Annotated in this window: 2 protein-coding genes and 1 pseudogene; all 3 read right to left on the reverse strand. The window is 79.5% G+C overall.

Annotated elements, in window-relative coordinates:
* Positions 1–420 (reverse strand): annotated as a pseudogene (locus HLB09_RS16870) (hypothetical protein); the annotation flags it as partial.
* Positions 410–1,033 (reverse strand): RNA polymerase sigma factor, encoded by a 624-nt coding sequence (locus HLB09_RS16875; RefSeq protein ID WP_171204450.1) that lies wholly within the window; start codon positions 1,031–1,033, stop codon positions 410–412. The pseudogene HLB09_RS16870 and the gene HLB09_RS16875, both read right to left, overlap by 11 nt.
* A gap of 288 nt (positions 1,034–1,321) precedes the next feature.
* Positions 1,322–1,606: class F sortase (locus tag HLB09_RS16880; protein ID WP_171204451.1), on the reverse strand; the 285-nt coding region annotated here is incomplete at its 5' end.

Consider the following 1,606-nt stretch of genomic DNA (forward strand, 5'->3'; position numbering starts at 1 on the left):
GAGGCCCTGGAGCTGGCCGTCAGCCGCGTGCCGGCCGGGGACCCCGGCGAGCGGATCGGGTCGCTGCTCGTGAACCCGGGAGGGCCGGGCGAGGCCGACCTGCGCGAGGACGCCGTCGAGCACCCGCTGCGGCGGGCGCAGCTCGAGGTGCTCCGGGGGGCGGCGACCGGCCGCGACGACCCGGCGACGGGCGGCCAGCTCCGTCGAGCAGGCGGGGCAGCCGTCCACGTGCGCGCGCAGCTCGTCGTCGACGACCTCGGCGCGCTCGGCCGCAGCCCGGTCCGCCGTGCCGGTGGCGGCGCCCCGCCCTGCTGCGGAGCCCGTCGCGGAGTCCGCCGTCGAACCCGGGTCGGCGTCGTCGTGCTCCCCGGGCTGCGCCACGAGCGCGAGCGCCCAGAGGGCGTCGTCGTCAGCGTGCATCGCGACCCTCCTCCATCTGCTCGCGCATGCGGCGCAGCGCGCGCCGGATGTGGCTCTTGACCGTGCCGAGGGGCATTCGGAGCTGCTCGGCGATCTGGACGTGCGTGAGGTCGGCGAAGAACGCCAGCCGGACGATCTGCTGCGCGGGCTCGCCGAGCGAGGCCACGTGCTCGGCGACGACCACCCGGTCGACGAGGTCCTGCACGTGCTCGTCGGGCCCGCCCGGCCCCTGCTCGCGCGGGGCCACGCCCGCGCTGCGCTCGACGACGCGGCGGCGCCGCTCGCGGGCCGCGTGGGCGTCCGCCAGCTTGTGCCGCGTGATGCCCGTCAGCCAGGCGCCCAGGGGCCCGTCGGCGGGGCGGTACCTGTCGCGCCCCTGCCACGCGGCCACGAAGACCTGCTGCGTGACGTCCTCCGCCTCGGCGGCGTCCTGCAGGGCGCGGGCGGCGAGGCCGTGCACGAGGGGCGCCCACCGCTCGAAGGCTCCGCGCAGGCCGTCCTCGGACCCGGCCGCGAAAGCCGCGGCGAGCTCCGCGTCGCGGGTCCCCTGGTCGTCGGTGGCCGTGCCGACGGGCTCCCGGTCCCGGCCGCCGTCGTCACCCGGCGCGGTCACCGGGGGCTCCCCGCCCCGGGCGCCGAGGCCCGCGGTCCGCCCGGGCGGAGGGGGGTCGGCCCCGCCGGAGTCGACCCCGCGGGCGGAGTCCGTCGGGAGCGGACCGTGGTCGGACGCGGTGCGCGGGAGGGCGCCGGGGAGCCCGCCCACGCCGTCCCCGCGCTCAGCCGCCACGGCAGGGACCGTAGCCAGCGCGAGCGGCCGTGGGCACCCCGGGAGCGGGTCGGGCACCGCGCCGAGGGCGGCTCCCGGGACGTCGGGAGCGGGCCGCCGGCGCACGGGCCGGCCTCAGAGGGGCTCGGCGACGACGACGACGTTGTCCCGGTGGGCGCCGACGTCGCGCAGGTAGGGGCCGCCGCAGGTGACGAGCACGAGCCGCTCTGGCCCGTCCTCGTCGAAGAGCGCGGCGACCGGCAGGGCCGTCTTCTCGACGGCCTCCCGCGTGGTCACGCGGTAGGGCACGACGGTGCCGTCGGCCCGGACGACCTCGACGACGTCGTCGAGGCCCAGCTCGGTCAGGCCGGCGAGCACGCCGCGCTCGCCGTCGGCCGCGGCGACGTGGCCGGCCACGAC

The sequence above is a fragment of the Pseudokineococcus marinus genome, from assembly GCF_013004605.1.
GTDB lineage: Bacteria > Actinomycetota > Actinomycetes > Actinomycetales > Quadrisphaeraceae > Pseudokineococcus > Pseudokineococcus marinus.